Origin of the sequence: Streptacidiphilus sp. PB12-B1b, from assembly GCF_014084125.1 — a bacterium.
GTDB lineage: Bacteria > Actinomycetota > Actinomycetes > Streptomycetales > Streptomycetaceae > Streptacidiphilus.
This window is the reverse complement of record NZ_CP048405.1, coordinates 2,662,791-2,684,571: the sequence shown is the minus strand read 5'-3', so window position 1 is coordinate 2,684,571 and position 21,781 is coordinate 2,662,791. Positions and strand designations below refer to the sequence as shown.

The 21,781-nt window shown below is 74.4% G+C and carries 16 protein-coding genes and 1 pseudogene; 1 reads left to right on the top strand and 16 read right to left on the bottom strand.

Features of this window, described 5'->3' with window-relative positions; genetic code table 11:
• Nucleotides 1-146: 146 nt before the first annotated feature.
• The 13 genes and pseudogenes from cobT to GXW83_RS12090 form a co-directional block, all read right to left on the bottom strand.
• Nucleotides 147-3,662, bottom strand: a complete 3,516-nt coding sequence (cobT, locus tag GXW83_RS12150) for a nicotinate-nucleotide--dimethylbenzimidazole phosphoribosyltransferase (protein ID WP_182443093.1) — start codon at nt 3,660-3,662, stop codon at nt 147-149.
• 328 nt (nt 3,663-3,990) lie between these two features.
• Entirely contained in the window at nt 3,991-5,259 is a 1,269-nt protein-coding gene (cbiE, locus tag GXW83_RS12145; protein WP_182443092.1) for a precorrin-6y C5,15-methyltransferase (decarboxylating) subunit CbiE, read from the bottom strand.
• 81 nt (nt 5,260-5,340) lie between these two features.
• Nucleotides 5,341-5,952 (bottom strand): GNAT family N-acetyltransferase, encoded by a 612-nt coding sequence (locus tag GXW83_RS12140; RefSeq protein ID WP_182443091.1) that lies wholly within the window; start codon nt 5,950-5,952, stop codon nt 5,341-5,343.
• 136 nt (nt 5,953-6,088) lie between these two features.
• Nucleotides 6,089-6,589, bottom strand: a complete 501-nt coding sequence (locus tag GXW83_RS12135) for a GNAT family N-acetyltransferase (protein ID WP_182443090.1) — start codon at nt 6,587-6,589, stop codon at nt 6,089-6,091.
• A 439-nt stretch (nt 6,590-7,028) separates the two neighbouring features.
• A complete protein-coding gene (locus tag GXW83_RS12130; RefSeq protein WP_182443089.1) occupies nt 7,029-7,646 on the bottom strand; it encodes a sigma-70 family RNA polymerase sigma factor in 618 nt (205 codons plus the stop codon).
• 221 nt (nt 7,647-7,867) lie between these two features.
• The gene (gene argH / locus GXW83_RS12125; RefSeq protein WP_370466645.1) at nt 7,868-9,286 is read right to left on the bottom strand and encodes an argininosuccinate lyase; all 1,419 of its coding nucleotides are present in this window, start codon (nt 9,284-9,286) and stop codon (nt 7,868-7,870) included.
• A 5-nt stretch (nt 9,287-9,291) separates the two neighbouring features.
• Nucleotides 9,292-10,488, bottom strand: a complete 1,197-nt coding sequence (locus tag GXW83_RS12120) for an argininosuccinate synthase (RefSeq protein WP_182443088.1) — start codon at nt 10,486-10,488, stop codon at nt 9,292-9,294.
• A 141-nt stretch (nt 10,489-10,629) separates the two neighbouring features.
• Nucleotides 10,630-11,169, bottom strand: coding sequence for an arginine repressor (locus GXW83_RS12115; protein ID WP_182443087.1), 540 nt, complete (start codon nt 11,167-11,169; stop codon nt 10,630-10,632).
• A 91-nt stretch (nt 11,170-11,260) separates the two neighbouring features.
• Nucleotides 11,261-12,460, bottom strand: coding sequence for an acetylornithine transaminase (locus tag GXW83_RS12110; protein WP_182443086.1), 1,200 nt, complete (start codon nt 12,458-12,460; stop codon nt 11,261-11,263).
• On the bottom strand, nt 12,457-13,395 hold the full coding sequence (gene argB, locus GXW83_RS12105; RefSeq protein ID WP_182443085.1) for an acetylglutamate kinase: 939 nt from the start codon (nt 13,393-13,395) through the stop codon (nt 12,457-12,459). The genes GXW83_RS12110 and argB overlap by 4 nt, the downstream gene beginning before the upstream one ends.
• Before the next feature lie 14 nt (nt 13,396-13,409).
• Complete coding sequence (gene argJ, locus GXW83_RS12100; protein WP_182443084.1) at nt 13,410-14,618, bottom strand: bifunctional glutamate N-acetyltransferase/amino-acid acetyltransferase ArgJ; 1,209 nt, start codon at nt 14,616-14,618, stop codon at nt 13,410-13,412.
• The gene (gene argC, locus GXW83_RS12095) at nt 14,615-15,643 is read right to left on the bottom strand and encodes an N-acetyl-gamma-glutamyl-phosphate reductase (protein ID WP_182443083.1); all 1,029 of its coding nucleotides are present in this window, start codon (nt 15,641-15,643) and stop codon (nt 14,615-14,617) included. Before argC ends, argJ begins: the two co-directional genes overlap by 4 nt.
• Before the next feature lie 92 nt (nt 15,644-15,735).
• Nucleotides 15,736-16,002: pseudogene (locus tag GXW83_RS12090) on the bottom strand (SDR family NAD(P)-dependent oxidoreductase); the annotation flags it as partial.
• Between the two features lie 127 nt (nt 16,003-16,129).
• Between GXW83_RS12090 and GXW83_RS12085 the strand changes: the two are divergent.
• Nucleotides 16,130-16,987 carry a 3-hydroxybutyryl-CoA dehydrogenase gene (locus GXW83_RS12085; RefSeq protein ID WP_182443081.1) on the top strand — a complete coding sequence of 286 codons (858 nt, stop codon included), beginning with the start codon at nt 16,130-16,132 and terminating at the stop codon, nt 16,985-16,987.
• 12 nt (nt 16,988-16,999) lie between these two features.
• On the opposite strand, the gene GXW83_RS12080 is transcribed toward GXW83_RS12085, so the two are convergent.
• From GXW83_RS12080 to GXW83_RS12070, 3 genes are read right to left on the bottom strand one after another with little or no spacing between them, the layout of a single operon-like run.
• The gene (locus GXW83_RS12080) at nt 17,000-17,218 is read right to left on the bottom strand and encodes a hypothetical protein (RefSeq protein ID WP_182443080.1); all 219 of its coding nucleotides are present in this window, start codon (nt 17,216-17,218) and stop codon (nt 17,000-17,002) included.
• 19 nt (nt 17,219-17,237) lie between these two features.
• Nucleotides 17,238-18,266, bottom strand: a complete 1,029-nt coding sequence (locus GXW83_RS12075; RefSeq protein ID WP_182443079.1) for a hypothetical protein — start codon at nt 18,264-18,266, stop codon at nt 17,238-17,240.
• On the bottom strand, nt 18,263-21,760 hold the full coding sequence (locus GXW83_RS12070) for a DNA polymerase III subunit alpha (RefSeq protein WP_225446923.1): 3,498 nt from the start codon (nt 21,758-21,760) through the stop codon (nt 18,263-18,265). Before GXW83_RS12070 ends, GXW83_RS12075 begins: the two co-directional genes overlap by 4 nt.
• Between the last annotated feature and the right edge of the window lie 21 nt (nt 21,761-21,781).

Sequence of the window (21,781 nt, the reverse complement as noted above, 5' to 3'; positions counted from 1 at the left end):
GGCGGGCGGCGTCGGGCGGGCGGGCGGATGCGCCGGGGCGGGGCGGGGTGGGGGCGCGCGGTGATGCCCGCGCGCCCGTGATGGCGTGCGGGGAACCGCGGGTACGGCGGAGGGGCGCCGCCCGTGCGGCGCCCCTCCGTGCAGCACTAGTGCTTCTCGGTGACCCCGGCCGAGTCAAAGGTAGCTACATCGTGCATCGCCCGGGCGGCGGACTGCACCAGGGGAAGGGCCAGCAGCGCGCCGGTGCCCTCGCCGAGCCGCAGGTCCAGATCGATCAGCGGGCGCAGGCCGAGCTTGGCCAGGGCCGCCTTGTGGCCGGGTTCGGCGGAGCGGTGCCCGGCGATGCAGGCAGCCAGCACCTCGGGCGCGATGGCCTTGGCGACCAGGGCGGCGGCGCCGGCGATCACCCCGTCCAGGATGACCGGAGTGCGCAGGCTGGCCGCGCCCAGCAGGAACCCGGCGATCGCGGCGTGCTCCAGGCCGCCGACCGCCGCCAGCACGCCGACCGGGTCGGCCGGGTCCGGCTGGTGCAGTTCCAGCGCCTCGCGGATCACGGCCACCTTGCGGGCGTGGGTCTCGTCGTTGATGCCCGTGCCCCGGCCGGTCACCACGGACGGGTCCTCGCCGGTGAAGACGCAGATCAGCGCGGCGGCCGCGGTGGTGTTGGCGATCCCCATGTCACCGGTGACCAGGGCCTTGTTCCCGGCCGCGACCAGATCGCGGGCGGTCTCGATGCCGACCTCGATGGCCTGCAGGGCCTCCTCGCGGGTCATCGCCGGGCCGGTGGTCATGTCGGCCGTGCCCGGGCGGACCTTGCGCGGCAGCAGGCCGGTGGTGCGGCCGGAGTCGATGGCGTCCGGCAGCTCGGAGGCCACGCCGACGTCCACGACGCACACCTCCGCGCCGAGCTGGTTGGCGAAGGCGTTGACGACCGCGCCCCCGGCCAGGAAGTTGCCCACCATCTGGGCGGTCACCTCCTGCGGCCAGTGCGTGACGCCCTGGGCGTGCACCCCGTGGTCGCCCGCGAAGACGGCGACGCAGGCGGGCTCGGGGATCGGCGGCGGGCACTTCCGGGAGAGCCCGCACAGCTGCGCGGAGATTATCTCCAGCATGCCGAGCGATCCGGCGGGCTTGGTCATCCGCTTCTGCCGGTCCCATGCCTCGCCGAGCGCCTTGGCGTCCAGCGGCCGGATGCCGCGCAGGGTCTCCTGCAGGACGCTGCGCGGCTCCTCGCCGGGCAGGGCGCGGCGGCCGTAGGTCTCCTCGTGCACCACCCAGGACAGCGGGCGCTTCTTGGCCCAGCCGGCCTGGGCCAGCTCCGGCTCGGCCGGGAACTCGTTGACGTAGCCGACGCAGAGGTAGGCGACGACGTCCAGGTGCTCGGGCAGGCCCAGCTCGCGGACCAGCTCGACCTCGTCGAAGAAGCTGACCCAGCCGACGCCGAGCCCCTCCGCCCGGGCGGCCAGCCAGAGGTTCTCCACGGCCAGGGCGGCGGAGTAGGGGGCCATCTGCGGCTGGGTGTGCCGACCGAGGGTGTGCCGGCCGCCCCGGGTGCGGTCGGCGGTCACCACGATGTTGACCGGGGTGTCGAGGATCGCCTCGATCTTCAGTTCCTTGAACTGCTTGGCCCGGCCCTTGGGGAGCGACTCGGCATAGGCGTCGCGCTGCCGCTCGGCCAGCTCGTGCATCCGGGTGCGGGTCTTCGCGGAGCGGATCACCACGAAGTCCCAGGGCTGGGAGTAGCCGACGCTGGGCGCGGTGTGCGCGGCCTCCAGGACCCGGAGCAGCACGTCGTGCGGGACGGGGTCGGGGCGGAATCCGTTGCGGATGTCGCGGCGCTCGCGCATGACGCGGTGCACGGCCTCGCGCATCCCGTCCTCGTAGCCGGGAGCGGCGGGGCCGTCGAAGGCGCCGGGCTCGTCCGCTTCGGAGGCAGCGGCGTCCGGGGCGTCGGCCTCGGGGGCCGCCTCAGGAATGGCGGCCTCGGGGGCGGCGTCGGCGGCCGGGGCGGCGTCGGGCAGGGGCGCGGCCTCGGGCGCCTCCTGTACCTCGGCTTCACCTTCAGGTTCGGCTTCGGCTCCAGGTTCGGCTTCGGCTTCAGCCGCGACTGCGGTGGCGGCGGCTTCCGGTGCGGCCTCGGCGAGGGGTGCGGCCGGGTCGGCGGGGGTCTCCGGCGCAGCAGCGGGCTCCGGCTCGGGAGCGGGGGCGGCCGGGGCGGCTCCGGTGAGCAGGCCGGAGCCGACGGCGGTGGCATCGGCGGCGGGCGGCTCGGCGACGGGCGCCTCGGTCACGGCTGCGGCAGGGGCCTGCGCGGGCGCGGGCTCCTGGGCCTCGGCGACCGGCTCGGCGGCCGCCACGGGCTGGGCGTCGGCAGCAGGCTCGGCGGCCACGGGCTCGGCCTCGGGCACGGGCACGGGCTGGGCAGTGGGCTCGGCCTGGGCGGCGGGCTCGGGGAGCAACTGCGGGGCCGGGGAGGCCATGAACGCCGCGATCCGGCCGCCGCCACCGGCAGTCGGCGGCGCGGGCGGCGCCGGAACGATGGGCTCCGCCGAGGCCGGGACGGCCTGCGGCTGAGTCTGATCCTCGACCTGAGCCTGAGGCTGGGCCTGCTCCGGGACCTGCAACTGCTCCGGCGCCTGGACCTGCTCGGGCGTCTGGGCCGGGGCCTCGACGGGCTCCTGGGCCTGCGGCTGGGCGTCCGGCTGGATCGGTTCTGCCTGCGGCGCGGCCACGGCCTCGGCCGCCGGAACAGCCTCCGGGGCGGGCAGCGGTTCGGGCGACGGCTCGGTCGTCGGCTGGGGCTGTGCCTCGACCGGCTGGATCGGCTCGGCGACGGGCGCGGCGGCCTGCGCCGGGACGGGGGCCGACACGGCGTCAGGCACCGGCGCGGGAACGGGCGCGGACAGCGGCGCGGGCTGCTCGAACGACGGCGCCTGCTCCGGCTGCACCACGGCCGGGGCCGGGGTCTGCTGACCGCCGAGGGTGCTGGCCGGGGAGGGCAGCTGCACCGGAACGGTGGGCAGCGGCTCCGGGGAGGCCGCCACGGCCGGGGCCTGGGCCTCCGGCTGGGCCGCTGGGGCGGCCGCCTCGGCGGCGGGGTGGTCCAAGTACTCCGGTCCGGGGTGCGGGGCGACCGCCGAAGCGGTGGGCAGCACCGAGTCGCCGTGGCTGGAGGGGCCGCGGTCGGCGAGCGAGCGCACCGGCACCTGGCCGGTCATCATCGAGGGGTCCGGGATGGGCGGCCCGGCGTGCAGCGGACGCCGGGGGGCCGCCACGACGGGCTGCTCCGGCGCCGCCTGCTGGGCGGTCGGCGGGTTGAGCGGCGGCCAGGAGGGGGCGATGGGCTCCCCCTGCGGCTGGGCGGCGGCCGGTTCCGGATCGGCGGGCGCGGCCGGGGCGGGCACCGACGACAGCAGCACCGTCTGCTCGGGCTGTGCCTGGACGACCGGCTCGCGCGTGGCGGACTCGCTCCAGGAGCCCTGCGGCCCGGGCATGAGCAGCTCGTCCTCCTCCTCGTCCATGCCGTCCGGCAGGTCGAGGAAGGTGTACGGCGGCCGGACCGCGCCCTGGGGCTGGGATCCGTCGGCCCCGAAGGGGACGTGGGTCGCCTGGTCCCCGGCGGGAGGCAGCCCTCCAGTCGAGACGTGGCCGGTATCGCTCATGTCACTAGCTCCTTCCAGGGCCGCGTGACGTCATCGGCGGCACGGTCACAGACCGCATCGCCCAACGTTCCAGTCCTCGCCTCATGGTGACGAGGCGATGGGCACCGGCCTGCTACCTACAACAACGACTAGACCCTGGCAACCGGCACGATCGCCACGGACGTAACGGCATTCTTCCGGTCCGTCAGGGGCCGACGCGCGCACACGGGCGCGGTCGGCATGTGGCCTGCACCACGTTCGACGCCCGGATCGCCGGAAGCCGGAGAACCAGAGGTCGGCAGGGCGACAGGAGCCGGGTTCAGCCTACCTTCCACCACTGACGGCGCTGTCAGCGGTCGCCCCACAGGACGAACACGGGTGCGAGCGGGTGGGGCTCCCGCTCGGCCCGGCCACCGGCTCCGACCAGCGGCGCAAGCGGCGTCGACTGCACCAGCGCGCCGTCGGTCGCGTAGCCGACCTCGGCCAGCACCCGGCGCACGGCCTCGACCTGCTCCAGGGTGCGCGGCAGGGCGACGACGCGTTCCGGGCGGCGGCCCAGACAGGCCCGCAGCACCGACGCATCGCCCCGGACCAGGACCACATCGGGCTCGGGCAGGTCGGCGAGGACGGCCGGGGCGGTCCCGTGGACCGTCCGCACCTCGACACCGTAGCGGCGGGCACTGACATCGATCCGGGCGCAGGCGTCCGCGTCCTGGTCGACGGCCAGGACCGCCGCCCCGGCGCGGGCGGCGTCCACGGCCAGGGAGCCGCTGCCGGCACCGACGTCCCAGAGCAGGTCGCCGGGGCGGGGCCCGAGCCGGGCCAGCACCAGCGAGCGGACGGCGGCCGGGAGTTCGAGGCGCGGCTCGGGCAGCTCCTCCGGGGCGGCCTCGGCCCCGCGGACGTCGGCCGGGGCCACCGGCTGCCCGGCCTCGGCCGCCCAGCCCCGCTCGATCCCGGGGAAGTCGAGCGGACGCCCGGCCAGCCAGCCGGAGGCGGCGTCCGGGCTGTGCGGTCCGCCGCCGATGACGATCACCACGTTGGGGTCGCGCCACAGGTGGTCGGGCACCCGGTCGGAGGTGAGGACGGTGATGTTCTCGTCCGGGGTGCCGAGCGCCTCGCAGATGACGAAGGTGCGGTGGACGTCGCGCAGCATCAGCGCCAGCTCGGAGGGGCCCGCGCCGGGCGAGGTGAGCACGCCGACCTTGGGATTGGCCCGGCAGACGTTGGCGGCGCGCCGCAGCCCGCGGCCGTGGGTGCTGACGACCTGCGCGTCGTCCCAGGGCATCCCGGCGCGGGCGAAGGCCGCCGCGACCGAGGAGACGGCCGGCAGGACCTCCAGCTCCAGCCCGTACTCGGGGCGGCGCAGGGTGCGCACCACGCCGAAGAAGCCCGGATCGCCCTCGGCGACGACCACGGCGGCGCCGCGGTGGTCCGCGATCCGCCGGGCGACCAGCGTGACACTGCCCAGCGCCATGCGCTCGGCCCCCGGAGGCAGCCGCAGGTCGCGGAGCTGGTTGTTGCCACCGGCGACCAGGGTCGCCGCGTCGAGCGCCGCCTGTGCGGCCCGGGTCAGTGGCGACCCGTCCCAGCCGATCACCGTGACCCGGTCGGCCATTGCGGCTGCTCCCCCCTGATGCGTCGTGCTACTGCGTCGTCCGTGCGGACCGATCGGCCAGGGGCACCCTATCCGCTGCGATCACCAGTTCGGGTCCGGTTCCGCCTCGGAGGGGTCGATCGCGTCCAGGTCCTCGGGCAGCAGGCTCCACAGGATCAGGTCGGTACGGGCCCGGCCGGCCGACTCGCCGTCCCGGACGATCCAGGCGCTGCGCAGCACTCCCTCGCTGATGCAGCCCACTTTCTGGGCGACCTGCTGGGCCGCGCTGTTCCCGGCGGCGGTCCGCAGCTCCAGCCGTTCGAACCGCTGGGCCTCGAACAGCCAGCGCGCCACGCCGCGCAGGGCCTCACCGGCGTAGCCCTCGCCGCGGGCCCAGGGGGCGGTGATGAGCTCGGCCTCGGTGGAGCGCAGCCGCCAGTCGGTGGCGCGCAGCCGGACGCTGCCGACCAGGCGCTGGGTGAGGAACTCGTGCACGGCCAGGACCAGGCCCCGGCCCTGGGTGCGCTCGGCCGGGGCGAGCAGCGAGACCCAGGCGGCGGCGTCCTCGGCGGTGTAGGAGTGCGGGACGGTGGTCCAGGTGCGGACGAGCTCGTCGGCCATCATGTCGGTGAGCGCGGGCACGTCCTGCGGCTCGAAGGCCCGCAGCACCAGGCGATCGGTGCTGATCGAGATCTCGGGGAAGCTGGACGTCATCACCACTGCTCCTGACTTTCCCCGCCTCTTCGGCGGAGCTACAGGAACGATCATGCTCCAGGGAGGGCGTCCCCGTCATCCCTTTGGCGTGGCGCGCCGGTTCACACGTCACGCCGCCGGGAGGGACGGGTCGGGGCTAGGCCGTGGCGGCCAGCGCCTGCACGGGCTTCTCCAGGCCGATGAAGCTGAGCCTGGTGTTGACCTCCTCGATCTGGGTCCTGCGGTAGCCGAGGCGCTCGTAGAGCCTCAGGTTGCCGTGGCTGAGGTGGCCGGTGAACAGCCGGTACGCGTGCACCGGCTGCTCGCCCTCCGCCAGGCGCTGCTCCATGCCGCGGACCAGCCGGCTGCCGAGGCCGTGGCGCTGCATGCGCGGGTGGACGCAGAGGCGGCCGATGCGGCCCACCCCGTCCGAGTCCGCCCAGCCACGAACGCTGCCGACGACCTCGTCGCCGAGTCGGGCGACGAGCACATGACGTTCCTTCAGCTCCGTGCGGAGGCTGTCGAGGGTCTGCGTCAGCGGCTCGATGGCCCAGTCGCCGTACAGCTCCGCCTCGCTCTGGTAGCAGAGGTACTGGAGTTTGAGGATCCGCTCGGCGTCGTCTTCGGTGGCTATCGAGGTGGTTACGCTCATGCCCATGCGCGCATTCCTCCCTTTCTGTGTACCCCGGTCACGAGGATGAGGGGATGCGACCGGGTGTGCCCTGACCGGAGGCAGGTCGGCCCCTCCCGGGGCCGGGCGTACGTTTCACAGCCCACTACCCATCCGTTTGCCCTTTTCAACCTACGGATTCACGGCGTGTAGGCCGTCACGACAACTGGATCTGCTCGGTCTTCGGGCGAGCGTACCCACTGCTCCGGCGCGGGCGGCCGGCCCGCCCCAGCGGCCACCAGCGCATCGGACGTGCCGATCTGTCGGCGCGGGGCCCAAGGCGCAGTCGGCGGCGGGCGATCCGCGCCGCGCGACCGCCTGCGGCCGGGCCGGAACGGGGCGGCGGTGAGGCCAAGCTCACACCCGGCCCAGCGGCCGGGGCGGAAGAGCACCCGTTCGGCCGTACCCGGTGTGCGGGCGCGCCGGGTCAGCGGGCGGCACGCACCGGCCGGGGCGGGTGCTCGGGCCGCCCGTACCCGGCCCGCAGCAGCAGCCGTCGCAGACAGGCCAGGCAGCGGGCACGGGTGGGCCCGATGCTGCCGCGCGGTATGGACAGCTCCTCCGCCAGCTCCTGATAGCCCGGCACCGGTGACTCCAGCAGCGCGGCGACCAGGTCGGGGCAGCGGGACGGAAGCCGGGCGGCGGCCGCGCGCAGCGCCCGGGCCTGGTCGGCCGCCAGCGCCCGGTGCTCGGGGGATGCCTCCTCGGGCGCGGCCCGGGCCGGTCGGCCCTGCGCCGGGCAGCACCGCGTCAGCGCCTCGGCCTCGGCCTCGGCGCGGGCCCGCTGGAACTCCTGCAGGGTCAGCGCCCGGAGCCGGGCGACCGGGAGCGACGCCCGGGGCTCGGCGGCGGCGCGCAGCCACACCTGCTGCTCCAGGTCGTCCGGATCGAGCCGGTGGGCGGCGGCGAGCGTCCGCAGCAGGCCCAGGAAGGTCTCCCGCAATGCGGGATCAGCGCCGGTCGGCGGCGCGGCAGCGGGGGCCGCGGCAGCCGGGTGGGCGCCGGTGGGGGGCAAGGCGGTGGGAGGCAGGGCGGTGGGAATCATGGGTGCTCCCGGCGTCCTCGGGCGCCCCTGGTACGGGGTGCCGGGTGGAGTGGTCTGTCACCTTGAGGACGCCCGCGCCGCGCCTCCCGCTGCACCGGTCCGCGCAGACCACCCGCACGGGTGAAGGCCGCCGCACCGGCCCCCGCCTGCGACGACACACCGACAGGAGGGCGCCGGTCCCCCGACGCCCTCCCCCGCACTGCCGTGCCCGGCGCCGCCGGTCAGCGCTTGGCTTCCACCCACTCCAGCTGCGCCGCGAGGTCCGCCTTGACCTCGGCGAGCTGCGCCGCCACCGCCGAGGGCGCGGTGCCGCCGCGGCCGTCGCGCGAGGCGATGGCTCCGTGCACGGTGAGCACGGTGCGGACGCCGGGGGTCAGCAGCGGCGAGATCTCCGCGAACTGCTCGTCCGTCAGGTCGGACAGCTCCAGGCCGCGCGGTTCGCAGAACTTCACGCACGCCCCGGCCACCTCGTGCGCCACCCGGAACGGCGTGCCCTGCTTGACCAGCCACTCGGCGATGTCCGTGGCCAGCGAGAACCCGGCCGGGGCCAGCTCCTCCAGGCGCTCGTCGTGGACGGTGAGGGTGGCCATCATCCCGGTGAAGGCCGGGAGCAGCACCTCCAGGGTGTCGCAGGAGTCGAAGACCGGCTCCTTGTCCTCCTGGAGGTCCCGGTTGTAGGCGAGCGGCAGCGCCTTGAGCGTGGCGAGCAGCCCGGTGAGGTTGCCGATGAGGCGGCCGGACTTGCCCCGGGCCAGCTCGGCGATGTCCGGGTTCTTCTTCTGCGGCATGATCGACGAGCCGGTGGAGAAGGCGTCGTGCAGGGTGATGAAGCCGAACTCGCGGGTGTTCCAGATGATCACCTCCTCGGCGATTCGGGAGAGGTTGACGCCGATCATCGCGGTGACGAAGGCGAATTCGGCGACGTAGTCGCGCGAGGCCGTACCGTCGATGGAGTTGGCCGCGGAGCCGCCCTCGAAGCCGAGCTCGGCGGCGACGAACTGCGGGTCGAGCCCCAGCGAGGAGCCGGCCAGCGCGCCCGAGCCGTAGGCCGAGACGGCGGTGCGGGTGTCCCACTGGCGCAGCCGTTCGGCGTCCCGGCCCAGCGCCTGCACGTGGGCGAGCATGTGGTGCGCGAAGAGCACCGGCTGGGCGTGCTGGAGGTGCGTGCGCCCGGGCATGGCGGTGTCCGGGTGGGCCTCGGCCAGGGCCACCAGGGCCTGTTGGAGGTCCAGCACCAGGCCGCCGATGATCCGGGCGTGGTCGCGCAGGAACATCCGGCCGAGGGTGGCGATCTGGTCGTTGCGGGAGCGCCCGGCGCGCAGCTTGCCGCCGAGCTCGGGGCCGAGGCGCTCCAGCAGCCCGCGTTCCAGGGCGGTGTGGACGTCCTCGTCGGCGACGGTGCCGGTGAAGGCTCCGGAGCGGACGTCGGCGAGCAGGGTGTCCAGGCCGTCGAGCATCCGGCCCAGTTCGTCCTCGGAGAGGTGTCCGGCCCGGTGCAGGACCGTGGCGTGGGCCTTGGAGCCGGCGATGTCGTAGGGGGCCAGCCGCCAGTCGAAGTGGACCGAGGCGGAGAGCCGGGCGAGGGCCTCGGAGGGGCCGTCGGCGAAGCGGGCGCCCCAGAGGCGTACGTCGTTGGTCATGGTGGTCAGCCCTGCAGCTCTCGCTTGGCGGCGATCTTCGAGGAGAGGCCGAAGATCTCGATGAAGCCCTTGGACAGCGACTGGTCGAAGGTGTCGCCGGTGTCGTAGGTGGCCAGGTTGAAGTCGTACAGCGACTGCTGCGAGGCGCGGCCGTTGACCACGGCCCGGCCGCCGTGCAGCACCATCCGGATGTCGCCGCTGACGTACTGGTTGGCCTCGTCGACGAAGCCGTCCAGGGCGCGCTTGAGCGGGGAGAACCACAGGCCGTCGTAGACCAGTTCGGCCCAGCGCTGCTCGACCTGGCGCTTGTAGCGAGCCAGTTCGCGCTCGACCGTGACGTTCTCCAGGGCCTGGTGCGCGGTGATCAGCGCGATGGCGCCGGGGGCCTCGTAGATCTCCCGGGACTTGATGCCGACCAGGCGGTCCTCGACCATGTCCAGTCGGCCGACGCCCTGGGCGCCGGCCCGGCGGTTGAGCTCCTCGATGGCCTGCAGCACGGTGACCTTGCGGCCGTCGACGGCGACCGGCACGCCCGCCTCGAAGGTGATGACGACCTCGTCGGCCTCGCGCGGGACGGCCGGGTCCTGGGTGTACTGGTAGACGTCCTCGATGGGGGCGTTCCAGATGTCCTCCAGGAAGCCGGTCTCGACGGCGCGCCCGAAGACGTTCTGGTCGATGGAGTACGGGTTCTTCTTGGTGGTGACGATGGGCAGGTTCCTGGACTCGGCGAAGGCGATGGCCTTGTCGCGGGTCATCGCGTAGTCGCGGACCGGCGCGATGCAGGTGAGGCCGGGGGCCAGGGAGTTGATGCCGACCTCGAAGCGGACCTGGTCGTTGCCCTTGCCGGTGCAGCCGTGGGCGACGGTGTCGGCGTTGTGCTTCTGGGCGGCGGCGACCAGGTGCTTGACGATGACCGGCCGCGACAGCGCGGAGACCAGCGGGTACTGGCCCTGGTAGAGCGCGTTGGCCTTGAGCGCGGGCAGGCAGTACTCGTCCGCGAACTCCTCGCGGGCGTCGGCGACCTCGGCCTCGACCGCGCCGCAGTCCAGCGCCCGCTGGCGGATGGCGTCCAGGTCCTCGCCGCCCTGGCCGACGTCGACGGCGACGGCGATGACCTCGGCGCCGGTCTCCTCGGCGATCCAACCGATGCAGACGGACGTGTCCAGACCGCCCGAGTAGGCGAGCACGACGCGGTCGGTCATTGACTCTCTCCATTCACAGGGTGCGCGACATTCATGCACTGCTTGGAATAATTATGCATGAGAGCGCATGCCTTGCCAACTCGCGGCGCACCATCAGGTGCCAGGTCGCGGTGCGCGTCGGCGATCAGATTGTTGGGGCGGCTAGGACTCGGCGAGGCCGAGCAGGTGGTCGGCGACGGCCTGGCCGCCGGCCGGGTCGCGGCTGATCAGCAGGACGGTGTCGTCGCCGGCGATGGTGCCGATGATCTCGTGCAGGCCGGCCTGGTCCAGGGCGGAGGCCAGGAACTGGGCGGCGCCGGGCGGGGTGCGCAGCACCACCAGGTTGCCGGAGGCGGTCGCGGAGACCATGAGCTCGCCGCAGAGCCGCGCCAGTCGGCTCTCGTTGGCGGACTCCCCCATCGGCGCTTGCGGGGTGCGGTCGCCGCCCTCGGCGGGGACGGCGTAGATCAGGGTGCCGTACTGGTTGCGGATCTTGACCGCTCCCAGCTCGTCGAGGTCGCGGGAGAGCGTGGCCTGGGTGACGGCCAGGCCGTCGTCCGCGAGCAGCTTGGCCAGCTGGCTCTGCGAGCGGACGGGCTGGCGGGTCACCAGCTCCACGATCCGCCGGTGCCGGGCCGTCCGCGTCTGCGGCAGCTGCGGCACCGGCCCCGTGGCGGGGACGGGCGGGAGGTCGTCGGTCATGGAGTAGATCTTTCCCTATACGACACCGGCCTGTCGTTCCATCGGACTGTCGTTCTGTCGCGTCGTGCTACCGACGTGATGTGGGGTCGTGCTACCGGATGGCCCGCAGGATGCCGGGGAGCACCGCGAGGAAGGTGTCCGCGTCGCGCTCGGTGAGGATCAGCGGCGGGGCCAGCCGGACCGTCTCCGCCGTGCAGGCGTTGACCAGGAACCCGGCGCGCTGCGCGGCGGCCTGGAACGCGGCGGCCACCGGCTCGGCCAGCACGATGCCGAGCAGCGTCCCGGCGCCGCGGACGTGGTCCACCAGGGGGTCGCCGACCGCCTCGATGCCGGTGCGGAGCCGGTCGCCGACCTTGGCCACCTGGTCCAGCAGCCCCTGCGCGTCGATGGTGTCGAGGACGGCCAGCGCCGCCGCGCACACCACCGGGTTGCCGGAGAAGGTGGAGCCGTGCTGGCCGGGGTGGAGCAGCCGGGCGGCGTCGCCGAAGGCCAGGGTCGCACCGATGGGCAGGCCGCCGCCGAGGCCCTTGGCCAGGGTGACGACGTCCGGGTCGAGGCCCTCGACGGCCTGGTGCGCGAACCAGTGGCCGGTGCGGCCGATGCCGGTCTGGATCTCGTCCAGGACCAGCAGGGTGCCGGTGGCGCGGGTGATCTCGCGGGCGGCCCGCAGGTAGCCGTCGGGCGGGACGACCACGCCGTTCTCGCCCTGGACCGGCTCCAGCACCAGCAGCGCGGTCTCGGTGGTGACGGCCGCCCGCAGCGCCTCCACGTCGCCGTAGGGGACGTGGCTGACGTCCCCCGGCAGCGGCCGGAACGGGTCCTGCTTGCCGGGCTGGGCGGTCAGCGCCAGGGCGCCCATGGTCCGGCCGTGGAAGCCGCCCTGGGCGGAGACCATGTGGCTGCGGCCGGTCAGCCGTCCGATCTTGAAAGCGGCCTCGACCGCCTCGGCGCCGGAGTTGGAGAAGTACACCCGGCCGTCCGGGCGGCCGCTCAGCTCGATCAGGCGCTCGGCCAGCCGGATCGTCGGCTCGGCCATGAAGAAGTTGGAGATGTGGCCGAGCGTGCCGATCTGCTCGGTCACCGCGGCCACCACGGCCGGGTGGGCCTGGCCGAGGGCGTTGACGGCGATGCCGCCGAGCAGGTCGGTGTAGCGCTTGCCGTCGGCGTCCCACAGGTGCACGCCCTCGCCGCGGACGAACGGCACCCGGGGGGTGCCGAAGTTGTCCATCAGCGCGCCCTGCCAGCGGGCGGCGAGCTGCTCGTTGCCGGTCTGCGTCGCGTTGCTGCTCATGCCAGCCCCCCGGTGATGATCGGTTCGTTGTCGTTGTCGGGCACGACCATGGTGCCGATGCCCTCGTCGGTGAAGATCTCCAGCAGCAGGCTGTGCTGGACCCGGCCGTCCAGCACCCGCGCGGTGCCGACGCCCTCGCGGACGGCCCGCAGGCAGCCCTCCATCTTCGGCAGCATGCCGCTGGCCAGCGTCGGCAGCATCTTCTCCAGCTCGGTGGCGCCGAGTTGGCTGATGACGTCGTCGCTGGCGGGCCAGTCCGCGTACAGGCCCTCGACGTCGGTGAGGACGACCAGCATCTCCGCGTTGAGCGCCACGGCCATGGCGGCGGCGGCGGTGTCCGCGTTGATGTTGTAGACGTGGCCGTCCAGGCCGCGGGCGATGGAGGAGATGACCGGGATCCGGCCGTCGGCGAGCAGCGCGTTCACCGCGCCCGGCTCGACGTGGGCGATGTCGCCGACCAGGCCGATGTCGACCGGCGAGCCGTCGACGTTCGCGTAGCGCTTGACGGCGGTCATGGTGTGGGCGTCCTCGCCGGTCATGCCGACCGCGAACGGGCCGTGCTCGTTGAGCAGGCCGACCAGCTCCCGCTGCACCTGCCCGGCCAGCACCATCCGGACGACGTCCATGGTCTCCGGGGTGGTGACCCGCAGCCCGGCGGTGAAGGAGGACTCCAGGCCGAGCCGGTCCAGGTGGGCGCTGATCTGCGGGCCGCCGCCGTGCACGATGACCGGGCGCAGCCCGGCGTAGCGCAGGAAGACGACGTCCTGGGCGAAGGCGGCCTTGAGCGACTCGTCGACCATGGCGTTGCCGCCGAACTTGATGACGACGGTCTTGCCGTGGAAGCGCTCCAGCCAGGGCAGCGCCTCGATCAGGGTGAGCGCCTTCGGGAGTGCGGTGTTGTTGCGGGCCTGCTCGCCCTTGGGTGCGATCTGCACGGCGGTGCTCCCCCTCAGCTGGAGTAGGCGCTGTTCTCGTGGACGTAGTCGGCGGTGAGGTCGTTGGTCCACACGGTGGCGGCGGCGTCCCCGGCGTGCAGGTCGGCGGTGATGACGACGTCGCGGTCCTTCATGCTGACCAGCTCGCGGTCCTCGCCGACGCTGCCGGCCCGGCAGACCCAGACGCCGTTGATGGCGACGTCCAGGGCGTCGGGCTCGAAGGCGGCGCCGGTGGTGCCGATGGCGGCGAGCACCCGGCCCCAGTTGGGGTCCTCGCCGTGGATGGCGCACTTGAGCAGGTTGTTGCGGGCGATGCTGCGGGCGACCTCGACGGCTTCGGCCTCGCTGTGGGCGCCGACGACGTCGATCCGGATGTCCTTGCCCGCGCCCTCGGCGTCGCCGACCAGCTGCCGGGCCAGGTCGGCGCAGACGGCGCGGACGGCCTCGGCGAACTCGTGTTGCGCGGGCCTGACCCGGGAGGCGCCGGAGGCCAGCAGCAGCACGGTGTCGTTGGTGGACATGCAGCCGTCGGAGTCGACCCGGTCGAAGGTGGTGCGGGTGGCGGCGCGCAGGGCGGCGTCCAGGCCGGGGGCGTCCACGTCGGCGTCGGTGGTGAGCACGACCAGCATGGTGGCCAGGGAGGGGGCGAGCATGCCGGCGCCCTTGGCCATGCCGCCGACGGTCCAGCCCGTGCCGTCGGCGGCGGCGGTCCGGTGGACGGCGGTCTTGTGGACGGTGTCGGTGGTCTTGATGGCGACGGCGGCGTCCTGCCCGCCGTGCTCGCTCAGCTCGGCGGCGGCGGCGTCGATGCCGGGGAGCAGCTTGTCCATGGGCAGCCGGACGCCGATCAGGCCGGTGGAGGCGACGGCGATCTCGGCGGCGTCCAGGCCGAGCGCCTCGGCGGCGCGCTCGGCGGTGGCGTGGGTGTCCTGGAAGCCCAGCGGCCCGGTGCAGGCGTTGGCGCCACCGGAGTTGAGCACCACGGCGGACAGGTGCCCGGCCTTGAGCACCTGCTCGGACCAGAGCACCGGGGCGGCCTTGACCCGGTTGGCGGTGAAGACCCCGGCGGCGGCGCGGGCGGGGCCGTCGTTGATGACCAGGGCGAGGTCGGGGGCGCCGCTGGCCTTGATCCCGGCGGCGATCCCGGCGGCGCGGAAGCCCCTGGCCGCCGTGACGCCGACGCCCGCGCTGTCGCCGGCTGCGGTCGGATGGGGGCTGGTCACGGTGCGACTCCAGTCTGCGGAAGGCCGAGCTCCTCGGGGAGGCCGAGGGCGATGTTCATGCTCTGCACCGCGCCGCCGGCCGTGCCCTTGGCGAGGTTGTCGATGGCGCTGACGACGGTGATGCGGTGGACGCTCTCGTCCAGTGCGACCTGGACCAGGGCGTGGTTGGAGCCCAGGACGGCGGCGGTGGCGGGCCACTGGCCCTCGGGCAGCAGGTGCACGAAGGGCTCGTCGGCGTAGGCGGCGGCGTAGGCGGCGCGCAGCGAGGCGCGGGTGGTGCCGGGCCGGGCCTTGACGCTGCAGGTGGCCAGGATGCCCCGGGACATGGGGGCGAGGGTGGGGGTGAAGGACACCGCGACGTGCTCGCCGGCGACGGCGGAGAGGTTCTGCGTCATCTCCGGGGTGTGCCGGTGGACCCCGCCGACGCCGTACGGGCTCATCGAGCCCATGACCTCGCTGCCGAGCAGGTGGGTCTTGGCGGCCTTCCCGGCGCCGGAGGTGCCGGAGGCGGCGACGACCACGGCCTCGGGCTCGGCCAGCCCGGCGGCGTACGCGGGGATCAGCGCCAGGGTCACCGCGGTGGGGTAGCAGCCGGGCACGGCGATGCGCTTGCTGCCCTTCAACGCCTCGCGGGCGCCCGGGAGTTCGGGCAGGCCGTAGGGCCAGCTGCCGGCGTGCGGGGAGCCGTAGAACTTCTCCCAGTCGGCGGGGTCGTGCAGCCGGAAGTCGGCGCCGCAGTCGACGATCAGCACCTCGTCACCCAACTGCGCGGCGACGGCGGCGGACTGGCCGTGCGGCAGGCCGAGGAAGACCACGTCGTGCCCGGCCAGGGTCTCGGCGCTGGTGGGTTCGAGCACCCGGTCGGCCAACGGCCGCAGGTGCGGCTGGAGTTCGCCGAGGCGGGTGCCGGCGTTGGACGCGCCGGTGAGCACGCCGATCTCGATCTGCGGGTGGTTCAGCAGCAGGCGCAGCACTTCGCCGCCCGCGTACCCGCTCGCTCCTGCCACTGCTGCCCGGAATGCCATGGCTCCTCCTCCGCTCCGCGACAACTATACGGAGCCATGCATATTCATGCAATCAGCCGGAGGGATCAGCTGTAGGAGGCCAGGACGTCGTCCAGCAGGTCCACCGGGCCCAGACCGCGCTCGACGCTGCGTACCGCTTCGCGCACCGCACCCGGATGGGCGACGTCCGCGGCGAGTGCGACGCATCTCACTCCGTTCCGGACGCAGGCCCGCAGGGTGCTGGTCAGGGTCTCCCGATGGCGTCCGAGCACGGCCAGGTTCATCCCCTCCTCGGCCAGGCCCAGCGCGATCTCCCGGCCGATTCCCCGCCCGGCCCCGGTGACCAGGGCCACCTGCCCTTCCAGCGTTCGCATGGTCATGGGGTCATTGTCGATCCCCGAACGGACGTTCAGTCCGATGGACACGCGGAAACCCGCCGGTACGGAGGGGTAACGTCGGAGCGGCAGCCACGGAGGTCCGTGGCCACGAACGAAGGACGATGAAAAAGTGAGCGACATCGCGCGTGTAGGGGTCGTCGGGTGCGGCCTCATGGGCTCGGGCATAGCGGAGGTCTTCGCCCGCGCGGGCCTGGACGTCAAGGTCTCCGAGGCCAACGGCGAGGCCCTGGAGATCGGCCGCGCCCGGCTGACCGGCTCCCTGGACACCGCCGTGCGGCGCGGCAAGCTCACCGAGGACGACCGGGACGCCGCCCTCGCCCGCATCGCCTTCACCACCGAGCTGGCCGACTTCGCCGACCGCGACCTGGTCATCGAGGCCGTGGCGGAGCGCGAGGACGTCAAGACGGCGATCTTCCAGACCCTCGACGCGGTGGTGCAGCGGCGCGACGCCATCCTGGCGTCCAACACCTCCTCCATCCCGATCGTGAAGCTGGCCTCGGCCACCTCGCGCCCGGAGCAGGTGCTCGGCGTCCACTTCTTCAACCCGGCGCCGGTGCAGAAGCTGGTCGAGATCATCCCGACGCTCACCACCTCCGCGCAGACCGTGGGCCGGGCCGAGGAGTTCGCCCGCGAGGTGCTCGGCAAGGACCCGATCCGGGCCCGCGACCGGGCCGGCTTCGTGGTCAACGCGCTGCTCGTGCCCTACCTGCTCTCCGCCGTGCGGATGTTCGAGACCGGTGTGGCGACCGCCGAGGACATCGACAAGGGCATGGAGGCCGGCTGCGCCCACCCGATGGGGCCGCTGCGGCTGTGCGACCTGATCGGCCTGGACACCATCGTCTCCATCGCCGAGTCCATGTACCACGAGTACAAGGAACCGCTGTACGCCGCCCCGCCGCTGCTGCAGCGCATGGTCGACGCCGGCCTGATGGGCCGCAAGTCCGGCCGGGGCTTCTACCAGTACTGATGCCGGTGCCGGTCAGCTGAGGCTCCAGTCCTCCGGGCCGCCGCCGGTCCAGGTCACCGTCGCCGGGTCGTCCAGGTCGGCGTCGGCCAGGCCGGCGCGGCGGCAGAACTCGTCCACGTCGGCGGGCCCGTAGGCGCGGCCGACCTCGTGGCCGAGGATCATCACCCGGCGGTAGGGGCGGTCGTCGGCCACCAGCGGGCCGACCACGACCGGCGGCGTACGGCTGTTCATGCTCCCAGACTGCAACGGCTCAGCCGGGCGCGCCTCCCGGGCCGCCCGGCGCGGTCCGGGGGCCGCCGGTGAGCAGCAGGGCGGCCCGGGTCAGGGCGCCGGGGCCGAAGCAGGCGGCGGCCCGGTCCATCACCGGGTCGAGCCTGCGGCGCAGCTCAGCCCGGCGGTCGAAGCTGAGCTGGACCGTCGCCGACTCCACCGGGCGCAGCGCCTGGGCCCGGACGGTCATGGCGCGCAGCCGGGCGCGTTGCAGGCCGAGGCTGTCGTGGAGGTCGTAGAGCAGGGTGTGCAGGGTGCCGGTGTGGTCGGTGGCCTCGCCCAGGGCGCGGGATCGGCCGGTGCTGGAGCGGTCGGCGAGGCGGATCTCCAGTTCCAGGCGGCCGGCGACCTGGCCGCCGGTGCGCAGCCGGGCCCCCAGCTCCAGGGCGCAGGAGAGCAGGGCCCGGCGGACGGTGTCGGGGTCGACGGTGTCGCGGCCGAAGTCGCGGCGGGCGGTCAGGAGGGCGGGCGGGCCGCCCGGCTGGACGGTGCGCGGGTCGTGGCCGCGGGCGCGCTCGGCCAGCAGCCGCCCGGTGCCGGCGGTGGTGATCCGCTGCAGCGTGGCCCGGGGGACGCCGCGCAGCTCGCCGACGGTGGCCAGCCCGTACGCCGCCAGGGTGCGGCTGGTCCGGGGGCCGACGTCGGGCAGGGCCCGGACCGGGAGCGGGTCCAGGAAGGCGGTGACCGCCCGCGGGTCGTCGGGCAGCACCTGGACGGTGGTGGGGTCGGCGGTCTGCGCGGCCAGGGTGGCGAGCATCCGGTTGGGGCCGATGCCGACGGTGCTCTGGACGCCGAACCGGGCCGCCAGCCGCAGTTGCAGCAGCGACGCGAGCTGGGCCGGGTCGCGGTCGAAGTAGCGCAGCGCGCCGGTGAGGTCCAGCAGCGCGGCATCGGCGGGCAGCGCCTGGACGACCGGGGTGATGCCGGCCAGCACGGTGAACAGCTGCCGGTAGGTCTCGTCCCCGGAGCGCGGCAGGTGCAGGTGGACGTGGGCGATGGCGCGGCTCATCCGGCGCTCCCGGGGCTGGAGGTCCACAGTTTGCGGGTGGCCGCGGTGCCCTCGCCCGCCGGTTGCAGGTCGGCCCAGGGGGCGAGGGTGTAGCCGCTGGGCAGGGTCAGCACCCGGTGCGGGGGCTGCGGACCCCCGGCGTCCGGGGCGGCGGTGTCCGGGGCGGCGGTGAGCAGTCGGCGGACGGCGTCCAGGCCGCCGGTCTCGCGGGCGGCGGCGAGGTCGGCGAGGTTCCACGCCTGGGCGCCGACCACGCTGAGGCTGCGCGGGCCGCGCCGGGCGATGGCGCCGCGCACCACCAGCAGGAAGCTGTGGAACACGGTGTGGGCGCAGTGCTGGGCGTCGTCGAAGAAGGCGAGGTCGACCAGGCCGGTGCCGTCGTCCAGGGTGGCGAACAGGATGCGCCGACCGGTGCGGTTGGGCGGGGTCTGGTTGGCGACCTTGGCCCCGGCGACCAGCACCTGGGCGCCGGTCTCCAGCTCGGCCAGGCGGTGGGCGGGGATGACGCCCAGCTCGGCGAGCAGCCGGTGGTGGTCGGTCATCAGGTGCCGGGAGACGTCCAGGCCCAGCACCGACAGCTCCGCGCCGAGCTCCTCCGCGGCGGTCATCACCGGCAGCCCGGTACCGGCGGACGCGGCGGCGTCGGGCCCGGCGTCGGTACTGTGGGCGGCCAGGGTGAGCTGGGTGGGGACGGCGGTGGAGCGCTGCTGCCGGTGCAGCTCGGTGACCTGCAGCAGCAGGTCCCGGCGGGGCAGGCCGGGGGCGAGGGAGGCCAGCGCGCCGATCCGGGCCAGCCGCTCGGCCACCGGCAGCGCCGGGCGGGCGCGGGTGAACCAGTCCGAGACCGAGCCGTAGGGCTGGCCGGCCGCGATCCGGGCGGTCTCCCCCGCCGAGATGCCCTGCACCCCGGACAGCGCCAGCCGCACCCCCCACCGGCGGCCCTGCGGGGTCTCCACCGGTTCGGTGCGGTAGTCGGCGGCGGAGTGCTGGACGTCCAGGGGCAGGATCGGCACCCCGCGCCGGCGGGCGTCGGCCAGCAGCAGCCGGGCCGGGTACATGCCCGGGTCGTGGGTGAGCAGCCCGGCGTAGAAGGCGGCCGGGTGGTGGGTCTTGAGCCAGGCGGACTGGTAGGTGGGCACGGCGAACGCCACCGCGTGGGCCTTGGCGAAGCCGTAGGAGGCCATGGCCAGCAGGATGCCCCAGACCTCGTCGACGACCTCGGGGCGGTGGCCCTTGGCCCGGGCCTGCTGCCGGAACCAGTGCTCGACCCCGGGCAGGCGCTCCTTGTCGCTCATGGTGCGCCGGACGACGTCCCCGCGGCCGAGGTCGCAGCCGGTCATGACCTGCAGGATCTGCATGACCTGCTCGTTGAAGACGACCACGCCCAGCGTGCCCTCCAGCGCGGGCCTCAGCTCGGGGTGCGGGTAGTAGGGACGCCGCCTGCCGTGCCGGGCCTCGATGAACGGGCTGATCATGTCCGCCGCGACCGGGCCGGGGCGGAACAGGCTGATGTCCACGACCAGGTCGTGGAAGTGCTCCGGTTGCAGCCGCCCGATCAGCTCCCGCTGGCCGGGCGACTCGATCTGGAAGCAGCCCAGGGTCTGGGAGCTGCGGATCAGTTCGAACGTCGCCGGGTCGTCGGGCGGGACCTGGGCGGGGTCGTCCAGGTCGATCCGGTGGTCGGTGGTGCGGGCGATCTCGGTGACGGCGTGCGCCATCGCGGACTGCATCCGCACGCCCAGGACGTCCAGTTTCAGCAGGCCAAGGTCCTCGACGTCCTCCTTGTCGAAGACGCTCATCGGCAGGCCCTCGCCGGGGGTGGGCAGCACCGGGGTGCGCCGCAACAGGGAGTCGTCGGAGAGGATCAGCCCGCAGGGGTGCATGGCGGTGCCGCGCGGCAGCGCGTCCAGGCCCTCGACCAGGTCCCACAGGGGGCCGTAGCGGTCGGCGTCGGCGGCGACCGCGCGCAGCTCCGGGAGCTCGGCCATGGCCGCGCGCACGTCGCGGGCGCGGATGTGCGGGAACGCCTTGGCCAGGCGTCCCAGCTCGTCCGGGTCGATGCCGAGGGCGGCGCCGGCGTCGCGGATGGCGTGCCGGACCCGGTAGGTCTCCGGCATGGCCACCGCCGCGACCCGCTCCGCGCCGAAGCGTGCGAACGCGGCCCGGTAGACCTCCAGTCGGCGGGCGGACTCCACGTCGATGTCGATGTCCGGCAGCGCGCGGCGGTGCCGGGAGAGGAAACGTTCCATCAGCAGGCCGTGCTCCATCGGGTTCGCACTGGCGATCCCGAGCAGGTGCACCACCAGCGAGCCGGCGCTCGACCCCCGGGCGGCGGTGCGGATGCCCAGGTCGCGGGCGTCGTCGACCACGGCCGCGACGGTGAGGAAGTACGTCTCGAAGCGCCGGTCGCGGATGATCCGCAGCTCGTCCTCCAGCCGCCTGCGGGTGGAGCCGTCCCGGTGGTAGCCGCGCCGCAGCATGGCGGTGACCGTCCGCGAGCGCAGCACCTGGTAGGCCGGGCGGCGCTCCGCGCCCACCTTCCCCGGTTCGGGCAGCCGGGCCTCGATCCGGTCCGCCTCCGGGCGGGTCAGGCCGAGGTCGGCGTACGGGTCCACCCGGCACTGCTGGGCGGTGCGCTCGGTGGCGGCGAGCAGCCGGGCCGCGCCGCCGTGCTCCTGCCCGGCGGCCGCGGCGACATGCTCGGCGATCAGCGCCATGACCGGCTCGGGCTTGAGCCAGCGCTGGCCCCGGTCGCGGTGGCGCTCGTCGATCGGCAGCAGTCGGCGGGCCGCGTCCAGGACGTCGGCGATCGGGGCCTGAGCCGGGTCGGCGTAGCGCACGGCGTTGCTCAGCACGGCCTCGATGCCGAGGTCGGCGGCCAGGCCGACGGTACGGGCGGCCAGCCGCAGCGAGCCGGGACCGGCGTCGCCCCGGTGGAGGGCGACCGCGGCCAGCCGCAGCCGCCCTTCGAACAGCTGCCGCCAGGGGGCGAGCAGGGCGGCGGCGCGGTCCGGGCGTCCGGCGGCCAGGGCCCGCAGCGGCTCGGAGTCGGGGCCGAGCAGCACGGTCAGGCCGTCGCCGTCGGCCTGCTCCAGCGCGGACCAGGGCAGCAGCGGCCGCCGGGAGGCCGGGTCGGCGTGGGCGGCGGTCAGCAGCGCGCACAGCGCCGCCCACCCCGCCCGGTCCCGCGCGAGCAGGGTGACCCGGGGGGCGGACTCGTCCACGAACGCCCCGCCGCGCGCCGGCGTACGGCGCCCGGACGCCGTGCTGCGCGGCTGTTCGAACGCGGCGACGGCCAGGTCCGCGCCGAAGACCGGCCGGACCGTCACCTCCGCACACGCCTTGGCGAAGCGCACCGCCCCGGCGACGGTGTCGCGGTCGGTCAGGGCCAGTGCGGCCATGCCCTGACCGGCGGCCCGGCGCACCAGGGCGTCCGGGTGGGAGGCGCCGAAGCGCACGGAGTAGCCGGACGCGACCTGCAGATGGGTAAACACACCGCCACCGCCTCCCTCCTT